General features: G+C 52.8%; 12 protein-coding genes. 4 read left to right on the top strand and 8 right to left on the bottom strand.

What is annotated here, in order from left to right; all coding sequences use genetic code 11:
- The 4 genes from V7723_RS12905 to V7723_RS12920 form a co-directional block, all read left to right on the top strand.
- Positions 1 to 189, top strand: a 189-nt coding sequence (locus V7723_RS12905) for a hypothetical protein (RefSeq protein ID WP_335684892.1), incomplete at its 5' end; no start/stop codon positions are given.
- Positions 190 to 289: 100 nt separating this feature from the next.
- Positions 290 to 1108 (top strand): alpha/beta fold hydrolase, encoded by an 819-nt coding sequence (locus V7723_RS12910; protein WP_335684893.1) that lies wholly within the window; start codon positions 290 to 292, stop codon positions 1106 to 1108.
- Between the two features lie 137 nt (positions 1109 to 1245).
- Positions 1246 to 1710 (top strand): acyl-CoA thioesterase, encoded by a 465-nt coding sequence (locus V7723_RS12915; protein ID WP_335684894.1) that lies wholly within the window; start codon positions 1246 to 1248, stop codon positions 1708 to 1710.
- Positions 1711 to 2083: 373 nt separating this feature from the next.
- Positions 2084 to 2521, top strand: a complete 438-nt coding sequence (locus tag V7723_RS12920) for a helix-turn-helix domain-containing protein (protein WP_335684895.1) — start codon at positions 2084 to 2086, stop codon at positions 2519 to 2521.
- Positions 2522 to 2602: 81 nt separating this feature from the next.
- Here V7723_RS12920 and V7723_RS12925 read toward each other — a convergent pair whose 3' ends face one another.
- From V7723_RS12925 to V7723_RS12960, 8 genes are all read right to left on the bottom strand, one after another.
- A complete protein-coding gene (locus V7723_RS12925) occupies positions 2603 to 3433 on the bottom strand; it encodes a class I SAM-dependent methyltransferase (RefSeq protein ID WP_335684896.1) in 831 nt (276 codons plus the stop codon).
- Positions 3434 to 3525: 92 nt separating this feature from the next.
- Positions 3526 to 4290 carry a nuclear transport factor 2 family protein gene (locus V7723_RS12930; RefSeq protein WP_335684897.1) on the bottom strand — a complete coding sequence of 255 codons (765 nt, stop codon included), beginning with the start codon at positions 4288 to 4290 and terminating at the stop codon, positions 3526 to 3528.
- Positions 4291 to 4327: 37 nt separating this feature from the next.
- Complete coding sequence (locus V7723_RS12935; RefSeq protein WP_335684898.1) at positions 4328 to 5257, bottom strand: SMP-30/gluconolactonase/LRE family protein; 930 nt, start codon at positions 5255 to 5257, stop codon at positions 4328 to 4330.
- 43 nt (positions 5258 to 5300) lie between these two features.
- Positions 5301 to 5708, bottom strand: a complete 408-nt coding sequence (locus tag V7723_RS12940; protein WP_335684899.1) for a YybH family protein — start codon at positions 5706 to 5708, stop codon at positions 5301 to 5303.
- Positions 5709 to 5852: 144 nt separating this feature from the next.
- Complete coding sequence (locus tag V7723_RS12945; RefSeq protein ID WP_335684900.1) at positions 5853 to 7940, bottom strand: ABC transporter ATP-binding protein; 2088 nt, start codon at positions 7938 to 7940, stop codon at positions 5853 to 5855.
- 10 nt (positions 7941 to 7950) lie between these two features.
- The gene (locus V7723_RS12950; RefSeq protein WP_335684901.1) at positions 7951 to 8835 is read right to left on the bottom strand and encodes an ABC transporter permease; all 885 of its coding nucleotides are present in this window, start codon (positions 8833 to 8835) and stop codon (positions 7951 to 7953) included.
- A gap of 10 nt (positions 8836 to 8845) precedes the next feature.
- A complete protein-coding gene (locus tag V7723_RS12955; protein WP_335684902.1) occupies positions 8846 to 9778 on the bottom strand; it encodes an ABC transporter permease in 933 nt (310 codons plus the stop codon).
- Positions 9779 to 9859: 81 nt separating this feature from the next.
- The gene (locus tag V7723_RS12960; protein ID WP_335684903.1) at positions 9860 to 11536 is read right to left on the bottom strand and encodes an ABC transporter substrate-binding protein; all 1677 of its coding nucleotides are present in this window, start codon (positions 11534 to 11536) and stop codon (positions 9860 to 9862) included.
- Between the last annotated feature and the right edge of the window lie 202 nt (positions 11537 to 11738).

Here is an 11738-nt window from a genome sequence, read left to right on the forward strand (position 1 = left end):
CCAACATTGTTCAGTTCGAAAGGGCTCGGGGTGCCGTATTTTGAGGGCCCTGCAAAAAGCCTCCCTAGAGTAGATGAAGTGTTCTTCGAGGTAATGTATGAAACTGATTTTGAAGCAGCTGGCTCCAGCAAAGAATTTATCGAGGAAGTTGTAAGGAAAATGTTCTTAAAGCTTAACGATAAAGCATAAAAAAATTGTTTTTCACGGAGGGTTTCCCTGATGGTTGATGCAACCGTCTTGATCCCCCGCCGGTTTCGGGGCATCTTGGGTAAAACCGGAGGATGTCGCCATGAAAAGCCTTTACTTGCAAGAATGGGATGCGTTTATTCGATATTTCGAGACGCAGAAGGACGGCCGGGCCGACGGTCCGACGATCGTTTATCTTCCGGCCATAAGCTTTTCTGTCTCGGCGTCTTTTTTCGGGGTGGTCACCCATCCGGACATGCCCCCTCACCGCGCGATCCTTGTTGATTATCTGGGCTCCGGTTTCAGCGATCATCCGCGGGATTTCGATTATTCCATTGCCAACCATGCCCGCTGTGTCGCGGCTATTTTGGACGAGGCCAAGTGCCGCGATGCCACCGTTGTCGGACATAGCATGGGGGGAACGGTCGCCCTCGAACTCGCGCTGACCCGCCCGGATCTGGTCGGTAATTTGATTATTGGCGAGGGCAATGTCACCTCCGGCGGGGGTGGATTGGTGAGCCAGATCGTCGCCTCTGACGAGAACGAATTTATCAGCCGGGAGTACCCGAAAATGCAAGCTGATCTGTTCGAGAAGGCGAAGAATGGTGAGATGATTGGGTTGCGCCGTAACACGGTGTGGAAGCATGCAAGCCCCACCGGGCTCTATCGAAACGCCCGCGCCCTTGCCGCGGTGGAAGATAGCTTGCTGGAGCGGTTTTTCGCGCTGTCTATCCCGCGCACTTTTATCTATGGCGAGCGAAGCGTGCCCTCATCCGCCGATGAGGTCGGCGCGGATACACCACTCCCCGCGGATCTTCAGGCCCATGGGGTCAACACAGAAATTGTCGCGAAGGCCGGGCATGGCCAGATGTTCGATAATCCGGGCGGGTTCGTCGAGATCCTTGCGAAAGTCGCGTTCTGATGCGGGATGATTGGTCTTTTTCTATTGGTTAAAGCGCGTAAAACCCGCTATATTGAGGGCGATGACCCCGGCGTTTTCCAGGGTTTGTCCGCCCGCGGCCCTTCTAGTAAACAAGTTTATTTTCAATAGGTTATATGATGAGTGATGAAGTTGATTTAACGAACAAGGCCAGTTTCCGGCACTGGACACCCGTCACGGTTCGTTTCTCCGATCAAGACCCGTTACAGCATGTCAATAATGTCGCCTATGCGGCGTATGTTGAGGCGGCGCGCACCATGTTTCTGGGCGGATTGTTAAACCCCGATGAGAAAGCCGGGATGGATTTTATTCTTGCCCGTGTGGTGATTGATTTCGTCAAGGAAACCTATTATCCCAATATCGTTGATGTTGGGACACGGGTCAGCAAACTGGGCACGAAATCCATAACTACGGGATATGGATGTTTTGTCGGGGAGGACTGCGTGGCGACATCTGAAAGCGTCAATGTGTTCTTTTCAACGATCGAACGTAAAACGGTGGCCATTCCCGCATCCGTGCGCGCAAGTCTGGAAGCAGACCCCATGCAGGAACATAACAAAAGCGGCTATGCCCGAAACCATTAGCACCGCTTTCCCGGCACTCTCGGCACGTTGAGGAATTTGTCTGCTACCCGTGAAGGTCGAGACCTTTGATGTTGTGCACACGGGCCTTAAATCCGCCCATTACGGTTATTTGTGGTTTTTGTATTTCTAATTCCCGGTCAGGGAAATATGAAATGCGGACCGGTGTATGTCCTGCTATTGCGCGGGCATAATCTAGTCACATACATCAACGCTTAACCCTCTAAAGATTGACAGGGAAAGATTAGAGATATAAAAACTAACCCTCATCAGTTAACTACAATCAATATGCAGGCCAATTCAACGCGTCCCGGTGATGTAAATTCCCTGGCGCCGGATGTCGGCTTTTATGTGCCGGAATTCTGGAGAATTTGCTTTGCCTAATCTTGACGTTATAAAAAAGACGACCCCAATCCACACACCTGAGAATAACATTTCAGACCCGACCATGGGCGGACGGATTACTATGGCCCGCACGGCGCGAGGGTTTTCGCAGGCGCAGTTGGCAACCCGTCTGGGTGTCATGGCCAAAACCCTCAAAAACTGGGAAACCGACCGTTCCGAACCCCGCGGAAACAAGTTTGTCACCATTGCCGGATTGCTGGGGGTTCCCGTCATGTGGCTGATGACTGGAGAGGATTCCGCGTCGGACTCCATTGCCGGAAACCCTGTTGAAACCCTTAACCTGGCGACCAAAATGGACAAATTATTGTCGTTGCATCAGCAAAGCTCCGCTTTGATACTGGAGCTGCAAGGGGAAGTCAGTCGCTTGCAGGATGACATCGATATGGGCGAAATGGAACAGGCCATATAAACCACATCCCTGACCTTCAGGAAGCTCTCCAAGCCGCCTACGAGAAATACACCACTTAGGTCACAGGATTACCCATTATACCTACCCCAATGATTTTCGGGCCAAGAAGGTGGTGCCTTGAAAGGACAAGGTTGCGGGCGGGGGGCCGAATTCTTCTGCGAGGGCGATTTCGGCGGCGGCAATAAGCTCATCAATGCCAATGGTCGCCCGTTGCTCGACTTCAACAAGGGTCGGGTTTCCAGTAATAAAGCCGCGGGCCGGGGCGCTATAATCGGTCATCTCAGAGGCGTCATATATCTTTGTGATATCGATTGAGGTATAGCCCGCCTCGATGAACAGCTGTCGTCCCTGCTCCGCCGTGACAGACCCGAACGGCGCTTCGAGAAAGTGCGGCGGATCGGTCTTGAAAAACTGCTTGATTACGCCGTCAACAACACCAACAGCCTTGTTATGGGCAAAGCCGTCCCAGACATTGAGAAACAACACGCCGCCGGGCTTCAGGACGCGGGTCATTTCGCGCATGCTTTGCGCCTTGTCGGGAAAGAACATGATACCGAACGGGCAGACGGCGGCCGCGAAACTGGCATCGTCAAACGGCAGGTCGAGGGCGTCGGCCTGTGAATAGGTGACGCCCGGAAGGTCCCCATTAACCCGCGCCGCATGATCGAGCATGGCCGTATTCAGATCGGTGGCAATGAGTTCGGATCCGGGATCGAGCGCATTTGCCAGATGCCGGGTCGAGATGCCGGTACCGCAGGCCACCTCCAGTACTTTTGCCGGACCATCAAGGGCGGCGCTGACCTGACGCGCCATATCGGCCCCTGAAAATTCAAACAACAAAGGCCCAAGATACGTATCGTAATTTTCTGGAATGGAGCCGGTAAAGGCCGCGTTTACTGTTGTCTCCGTCATCATGTTCCCCGATACGCGCTACATATTTTTCTATATTAGCAAAATAGGCGAAACAGTCCAAGCTTCGTACTATATTTTTGCGGCGCTACGGTTCAGAATTTGCCATTGTCGTTTTTCCACTCATTGACCGGCGCGATCTTTTCGGTCGTATCCCAATGCTCGACAAGTTTGCCGTTCGCCAGACGAAACAGATCATAAAACGCCGACGGACGGCCAGCGTTGCGCCCTTCACTGACACAGAGCACAAAATTCCCCTCCGCCAGCACCCGATGAATTCGGTGATAATCAAGGCGCCGGCCCCCGTCATGCTCGGCCTGCAGGGCGGATCGCAAAAGCGCTGCGCCATCGCCTTGCCGCGGGTTATGATCGGTAAAGCTGTCATCGGTCATAAAGTCGGTCAAACGATTGATCTGCCCGTCGATAAGCACCGTTTCAACGAAATCTAGAACCAAGGCGCGATTGACTTCCGTCAGATCGAGATCGGTGGCCTCCGTCGGTCCGTCGACCATGCTATGGCCAAAGGGATTGGGGCCCAGACGCTCCTGTATATTATCCCAATGCTCAACTGCTCGGCTGCCGTCAAAGCGGAAGATTTCAAAGCCGATTTTTCGGCTGGCAAAATCATATTCCGTATGGGCGAAGACGAAATCACCATCCTCGAACGCCCGCACTATATTCACCCGCGGCGAGGTTTTCGAGAGCCGCCTGAACAACGCAACCAGTCCTTCACTGCCCTCCTGTGTTTGCGGATTGTGCTGGATATATCTCGCCTCATCGACCACGGCGATGGGTTCGGGATCGCCGGTTTCGATGCTTTTCAGCAAGGCCCGGATTTGATCTTTCTTCGATGGTGTCATGGTGTCCCTTTTCGCAAACTACGCTAGTCCAGTCTTGTTATGCCCGGGTTCCGGCAAACGGTATTGCCCCCGACGACGCCAGAAGCACCGTATAAACACTGGTGGAGGCGGTGATAAACATCCGGTTGCCCTTGGCCCCGCCAAAGCAGAGATTGGAAACTTCCTCGGGCACAAATATCTTACCGATCAGGGTGCCGTCCGGATGATAACAATGAATGCCATCGCGGGCACTGGTCCAGATGCGGCCCTGATTATCCAGCCGGAAGCCGTCAAAGAACCCGTTTTCACATTCAGCAAAAACCGCTCCGCCCGACAGGGTTCTGCCGGCGCCAACATCGAAGACGCGGATATGATGTTCACCGCTGGGATAGCGCCCCCCGCCGGAATCAGCGATATATAGTTGGCTCTCATCAAGGGAGAAGGCCAGTCCGTTGGGACAGACGAAGTCATCGGCAACACGAATACAGCGGCCATCCACTTCGAGGCGATAGACATGCTCGCCGTCCTGCTCCGCATCTGCTTCAAAGCCTTCATAATCGGTTTCGATGCCATAGGCCGGGTCGGTGAACCAAATGCTGCCATCTGACTTGACCACAACATCATTGGGGCTGTTAAAGCGCTTGCCCTGATACTCGCTGATCAGGGTGGTAACGGATCCGTCATGTTCGCGCCGGGTGACAGTCCGGCTGCCTTGTTCGCACGCGACGATCCGCCCTTCCAGATCCAGCGTGGTGCCATTGACATACCGCCCGAGGCCGCTTTGAAATTCACCCACGGCGCCGGTGACCTCATCCCACCGCAGACGGCGATCATTGGGAATATCGCTCCAGAGCAAACACCGATAAGCGGCGGAATAAACCGGCCCTTCCGTCCAGCGACCGCCGGTCCAGAGCTGTTCGATCGGTTCATCAAGCTTGATGCTGCGCGCAAACCGCTCATCGCGAATTTCATATCTGTCTGTGATCATGTGGGCGTCCTGTTATCGAAAAGAGTGTTACACAGACCGGGTTTTAAGTTCCCAGATACGGCAGAAGGTCCGTATGCAGACTAATCAGTTTCCAGCCATCCGTTTGTTTCCGGAATATTTTCGTCGCCCGGATGGAGACTTCAACCTTTTCACCGTTGAGGACGTTCTCGCCGATTTCAACGCTATGGGTGAAAGCGTGACCATTGCCCACTGTGATCCGTGAATGAGTGGTGCGTAATGTCCCGCCCAGCATCAAATCGGCTTGTGCACGCCAGTCCGCCAGTACCTGATCCCAGCCTTCCAGATATTTGCCGTCGGGACTCATGTAGATCACATCGTCGTCATGGGACCAGACTTGCTTCATCAGAGTCAAATCCCCTTTGAACATGTCATTGGTCGCCTCATAGAAATTGTCGTTGGCGGTTTGAACAGCTTGATCATCATTGCTCATGGCTCTAGTCCCTTTAGCTTCACGGCGCGTGCGAAAATGCTTTGTTCCGTCAAGATTAGGCCGTAATGCGCGAATAACCAATTGCTTAATTGTAAAAAAAACGGCGCCCCGAAGAGCGCCGTTTTCTGTCGAAATCAAAACCGTCTAGCTGGCTTTTTCGTCCTTGTCATGAATGACGATGACCGGTTCCATGGCCGCGAACACATCGGCGTCCAGATGACAGCCAATCATATGGCCATTGCCCATATCAATGATCGGCGGTTCTTCGGTCTCACAGATGCTGCCAATCTTGCGCGGGCAGCGGGTCTGGAACGGACAGCCAGGTGGCGGGTTGACCGCCGACGGGATGTCGCCTTTCAGAATTATCTGCTTTTGCTCGACCGAGGTATCAGCGATGGGAACCGCGGACAGCAACGCTTCGGTATAGGGATGATACGGCGGCGAGAAGACCTCGTCCGTCGTGCCCTGCTCGACGATATGCCCCAGATACATGACCACCACCCGATCAGACAGGTAGCGCACAACACTGAGGTCATGGCTGATAAACAGCAAGGTGGAGCGCAGATCATTCTGGATTTCCGTGAGCAGCCCGGTCACCGCGGCCTGCACCGACACATCAAGCGCCGAGACCGGTTCATCGGCGACCACCACGGCCGGATTTCCGGCGAAGGCGCGGGCAATCCCGATCCGTTGTTTCTGGCCACCAGACAGCTGACGCGGTCGGCGATGGGCAAAATCACGCGGAAGCTTGACCAGATCGAGCAGGTCATTGACTTTCTCGCGTACTTTCTCCGGATCCTTTTCCACATCAAACTTACGGATTACGCGGGCAATCTGGCTGCCGACGGAATGCGACGGGTTCAAGGTGTCAAACGGATTCTGGAAAACCATTTGCAGATGCCCGACGGTGCGGGCCTTACGTTTTTGCACCGGCAGGTTCGCAAGATCCTCACCATTGAGGACCACCGAGCCTTCCGTTGCCTCTTCCAGTCCCATCAAAACCTTGGCGAAGGTCGACTTGCCGCAACCGCTTTCGCCAACGATCGCAACGGTCTCCGCCTCTCGGGCGTTGAAGTTGATATTCTCGTTGGCTTTCACGGTTTTTGGCGGTGTCCGCTTGATCATCGACATGATTGAATTATCAGCAATCTCGTAATACTTCTTCATGTTCTTGACTTCGAGGACCACTTTGCCCGACTTCACGGTTTTCACCGTGACGGCTTCATGATCGCCTTCAGCCCAGTCGATATCCTCGAAACGGGCGCAACGAACTGTATGCCCGTCCTCGCCCTCCACTTGGCGCATGGAGACTTTTTCTCCATTGCAGGGGCCATCTCGGAAAAACGCACAACGGGGACCGAAGAAACAACCCTGCGGACGTTGATGCGGGAGTGGTAACTGTCCCGGGATCGGCACCAGTGGGCGCTCATTCTTATCCGCACCCGGCAACGGGATCGACGCAAACAAGCCCGTCGTATAGGGATGCTGCATTTTGTCGAACACTTCCTTGACCGTGCCATCTTCCACAGCTTCACCAGAATACATCACCGTCACCCGATCACAGGTGTCGAGGATCAGTCCCAGGTTATGGGAGATATAGATCATGGACGTGCCAAACTCGGCGGAGATTTCCTTCACTAGTTCGACAATGCCCCGTTCCACTGTCACATCGAGGGCGGTCGTTGGCTCATCCAGCAACAAAAGATCCGGTTTCGAGAGCAAGGCCATGGCAATGACCACGCGCTGTTGCTGACCACCAGAGATCTGATGCGGATAACTTTCCATGATCCGCGGTGGATCAGGAAGTTTAACCGCTTCGAGCAGATCCTGCGCCCGTTTCAGCGCCTCCTTCCGGCTCACGTCTTCGTGGAACAGTGGCACTTCCGCCAACTGATCACCGATTTTCATGGACGGATTGAGCGAGGCCATAGGCTCCTGATAGATCATGGCGATCTTGGAGCCCCGTAGGCTGCGGAGCTCTTCTTCCGACATGGTCCGCATATCACGGCCATGGTAGAAGATTTCGCCGCTCTTGATATAGCCGTTGGAGCCGAGATATTGCATGATGGCGAGAGCCACTGTGGATTTACCACAGCCGCTTTCGCCCACAATACCGACGCCTTGGCCGGGCATAACCTTCAAGTTAAAATCAATTACCGCCGGGATTTCACCACCCCGCGTATCGTAAGAGATACAGAGGTTGCGGCATTCCAGAATGGGTGTCTGTTCCATCACTACTCTCCTAATCTCTCATTGATATTTCACGCAGGCCGTCGGCCAGCAGGTTAAAGCCCAGCACCAGCGACGAAATTGCTATCGCCGGAACAAGTGCCATATGACCGGCGAAACTGCCCAGCGGCTGGGTTTCCGCAATCATCTTACCCCAATCGGGATCCGGTGGCGGCAATCCAAGGCCAAGATAGCCGAGCATGGCGATGGTGATGGTCGTGTAGCCAAGTCGCAGGCAGGCATCCACAATCAACGGCCCCCTGGCATTGGGCAGTAATTCCACGAGCATGATATACATGGCACTTTCGCCGCGCGTCTGCGCCGCAAAAATATAGTCCCGCGTTCGAAGATCGAGCACCAATCCGCGGACAATACGCATAATCCCCGGCGCCGAGGCAAAGGTCACCGCCAGAACGATGTTAAAGCCGGTGGCACCCAGATAGGTGATGATGATGATGTACAGAACAATCACCGGGAAGGACAACAGGACGTTGGAGATAAAGGAAATCGCCTCATCCCACCAGCCGCCGAGATATCCGGCAACGACGCCCATGAACATGCCAACGATATAGGCAACGGCGGTTGCCATTGTTGCCCAGACCAGCACCTGCTGTGCACCGAAGATCACCCGCGACAGGATATCCCGTCCCTTGTGATCGGTGCCGAGCCAATAGAGCCCGTCATTTTTAGCCGACCCGTCGAGCGGAAACTTGAACGGCTCCAGCGGGGTGTTTGGATCGTAAAGGGGAAGAATTGGCGCCAGAATGGCCAAAATTACCCAGAACATAATCAGCGACAAGCCGAAAATGGCGATAGGGCTCTCCTTCAACAAACCAATAGATTTGGCAATTTTGCTTAAGATGGATGGCGCGGCTACAGTATTGTTAGTATCAGTCATGTCATCCCCCTTAAGTAAATCGGATCCGCGGATTGAGCAGCGTATAGCCGATATCCGAGATGAATTGAGAGAACACGGCGACAAACACCGCAACGAGTGTACAGGCTTCAATGACATAGATGTCACCGAACAAAGCCCCGTCCAGCAATAGCTTGCCAAACCCTTTATAGGCAAAGAAGACTTCGACCACGATCACGCCGGAGAGCAGCCAGTTGAGCTGCAGGATGATCACGGTGAACGGCGCGATTAACGCATTACGAAGGGCATGGCGCAAAATCACCCGTCGGTAGGGGATGCCTTTCAGCACCGCTGTTCGGATATAATGCGACGTCATCACTTCCGCCATGGAGGCCCGGGTCATCCGCGCCGTATAGCCAAAGCCATACATGACCAGCACCAGCACCGGCAGGAAGATTTCCGCCCAACTAAAGCCGTTGGTCATAGCCGACGTGCCGGGGAGCCAACCTAGAGAAAACACAAATACGGCAGTAAATAAGGTTGCTGAGGCAAATTCCGGCACGGACGTTGTCAGGATCGATCCGACCGAGACAACTCGGTCTTGTATCGATCCCTCTTTCATACCGGCTATCACTCCGAGGGTCAGCGATAACGGTATCATGACGAGCATATAAAGTCCGGCGAGAATGCCGGTGTTAGCCAGTCGGGGCCAAAGTATCTCCGACACAGGGACCTTGAATTGGATGGATTCACCAAAATCACCGACCATGGCATTGCCAACCCAGGTGAAATATCGCTCGACAAACGGCTCATTATATCCGTTTTTATCCAGCCATACTTCGCGCTGTTCCGTATTGGAATACGGCCCCAGGACCTTACCGGCAACCGCCAGCTTGTCGGTTTCAAAAATTGAAAAAAGTGTAAATGAGACTACGGCCATAATCAGAGCCATAGAAATTAATCGACGGAATGCCAATATCAGCATGGATAGATCCCCCCCGGGGCAAAGTTAAAGAGCACGAAAAAAAACAAGGGCGAATAAATCGCCCTTGTTTTCGTTTAGTCCTTAACTATCGATCCAGACTTTATAGAACTGATGGTACTGGGTCGGATGGGCTGCCAGTCCCTGTATATTCTTATTGGCCAGGAAGAATTTCGGCGTCCATAGTGGTTGCACCATAATGGCGTCCTGTTGCAGAATTTCTTCCACAGCCTTCATGGCTGCTTTACGCTCCTCCGCATCCACAAGGGATTCGGCTTTATCCAGAGCTGCTTCAAACTCCTTATTGTCATAAGCAGTCTCGTTCCATGGAACACCCGCACGATAGGCCAAGCTCAGAACCATTGTGCCAAGCGGCCGATGGGTCCAGGCGGTAAAGCCAAACGGTGCCGTTTGCCATGTTTCCCAATATTTGGAAGCTGGCATCAAGTTCAATTCCAGATTGATGCCGGCAGCCGCTACCTGTTCTTTCAGGATTTCACAACATTGCTGCTGCCACGGACCATTGGTGTTGCCAAGATCAATGGTGATTGTAAGACCATCCGTATATCCGGCCTCTGCCAACAAAAGTTTGGCTTTCGTAATATCTGGCTCAATGCGGTTCAACGCATAATATTCCGGATGAATAGGGGAGACATGGTGATGTTCACCAACATCGCCGCGACCACCAAACACCAACTCATTATACTTGTTACTGTCGCAGCACAGCATAATTGCCTGACGAACTTTAATGTCATCAAATGGCTTCTTATCTGTACGGAACCGCATCACACCGGTTTGGGCTGTACGGGCGCTCCATATTGTCATGCCGGGGATGGATTCTGCCATACCCAAGGAGGCAATATCAAACTCGTAGTTCATGTCAACCTGGCCAGAGGCAACAGCGGCCAGCTGTGCGGCAGATGCAGCACCGTGATCGTAGTAATCAATTCCGTCAAGGTAGACTTCACCGCCCCAATAAGGCTGGTCAACCCGACGCAGGATGGCTTTTTCACCCACGGCGAAATCTTTCAAGGTGAACGGTCCCGTGCCATTTGGCTCTTTGGTCAGGTCGCCTTTAAAGCCGCGATGAACGATCATTGTCGGATAGTTGTAGAGATTTTCCGGTATGGAAAGAACCGGTGAATTGAGATTGAAGCGCACAGTGTGGCTATCAACTTTTTCAACGGCGCCCGGTGTCATGGACTTCTTGGCCGCCTCGCCTTCACCAACTGTTGTTACCATGGAGGCAAAAAGACCGATATTGGACGAACCAACCTCAGGGTCAAACCAACGCGTAACGTTGAAAACAACGTCATCGGCGTTAAATTCATCACCATTATGCCATTTTACGCCTTTGCGCAGATTAAATGTCCAGGTTTTCAGGTCATCTGATGCTGTCCAGCTTTCCGCAAGATACGGACGGGTCACATTGTCCGGACCTGTAATTGTCATGAACTCACAGATCTGACGAGCAACATTGGATTTTTCAACCCATGAATAGGTTGCTGGATCTGCCATTTCCTGAACCACCATGGAACATTTCAAAATACCCCCGGCTTTTGGAGTCGCGGCAGCGGCTTCGATCGTTGGGTCGATCATACCCACGACGCTATACGCAGCAGCGGCAGAAAGACCGAGTAAGGTTGATGTGCGCAGAAATTCGCGACGGTCCATTTTACCGTTGCGGAACTGTTCCGTTACATCTTTAATTTTTGGATGCACGCGGCCTAGCGCCTCATGATCCATTTTCGTGACTGTCATCTAGATTTCTCCCTGTTTAAAGAACCTGCATAATTATTATATAAATTACGTGAGCCAATATTTTGGCTTCTTCTCCCGAACGTAGTCTCACATTTAACCTAGGGCCATTTTGTTCATATTGCGACATTTTTTATTCTCTAGTTAGCAAAAGCCCCTGAATACATTCTTATTATAAAACACTAATGTCGCATTTAGCATGATG

Origin of the sequence: Sneathiella sp. (assembly GCF_036960985.1) — a bacterium.
Classification (GTDB): Bacteria; Pseudomonadota; Alphaproteobacteria; order Sneathiellales; family Sneathiellaceae; genus Sneathiella.

Coding starts and splice junctions, on each gene's coding strand:
- V7723_RS12910 (WP_335684893.1), top strand. CDS start 290: ATGAAAAGCCTTTACTTGCAAGAATGGGATGCGTTTATTCGATATTTC.
- V7723_RS12915 (WP_335684894.1), top strand. CDS start 1,246: ATGAGTGATGAAGTTGATTTAACGAACAAGGCCAGTTTCCGGCACTGG.
- V7723_RS12925 (WP_335684896.1), bottom strand. CDS start 3,433: ATGACGGAGACAACAGTAAACGCGGCCTTTACCGGCTCCATTCCAGAA.
- V7723_RS12930 (WP_335684897.1), bottom strand. CDS start 4,290: ATGACACCATCGAAGAAAGATCAAATCCGGGCCTTGCTGAAAAGCATC.
- V7723_RS12935 (WP_335684898.1), bottom strand. CDS start 5,257: ATGATCACAGACAGATATGAAATTCGCGATGAGCGGTTTGCGCGCAGC.
- V7723_RS12940 (WP_335684899.1), bottom strand. CDS start 5,708: ATGAGCAATGATGATCAAGCTGTTCAAACCGCCAACGACAATTTCTAT.
- V7723_RS12945 (WP_335684900.1), bottom strand. CDS start 7,940: ATGGAACAGACACCCATTCTGGAATGCCGCAACCTCTGTATCTCTTAC.
- V7723_RS12950 (WP_335684901.1), bottom strand. CDS start 8,835: ATGACTGATACTAACAATACTGTAGCCGCGCCATCCATCTTAAGCAAA.
- V7723_RS12955 (WP_335684902.1), bottom strand. CDS start 9,778: ATGCTGATATTGGCATTCCGTCGATTAATTTCTATGGCTCTGATTATG.
- V7723_RS12960 (WP_335684903.1), bottom strand. CDS start 11,536: ATGACAGTCACGAAAATGGATCATGAGGCGCTAGGCCGCGTGCATCCA.